At 65.2% G+C, this 233-nt stretch carries 1 pseudogene; it reads right to left on the reverse strand.

Annotated elements, in window-relative coordinates:
- Positions 1 to 233, reverse strand: a pseudogene (locus ACLBXO_RS32395) (flagellin); the annotation flags it as partial.

Consider the following 233-nt stretch of genomic DNA (forward strand, 5'->3'; position numbering starts at 1 on the left):
AACTTGATGTTCATGTCATTGCCCTTGCCGGCAATGAGGTTGACGCCGTTGTAGCTGGCGTCGCTGGCGAGCTGGGTGATCTGGTTGAGCAGGTTGTTGTACTGGTTCGCCAGCGAGGCGCGCTGGGTCACGCCCGAGATCGACAGGTCGCTGGACACGACGGTGCTGGCGGCGGTGCCGTAGGTCGAGGCGGTGGTGCCCGAGGCGGTGAAGCCCAGCGCCGTCTGGCTGCC

The organism is Methylobacterium sp. C33D, from assembly GCF_053345825.1.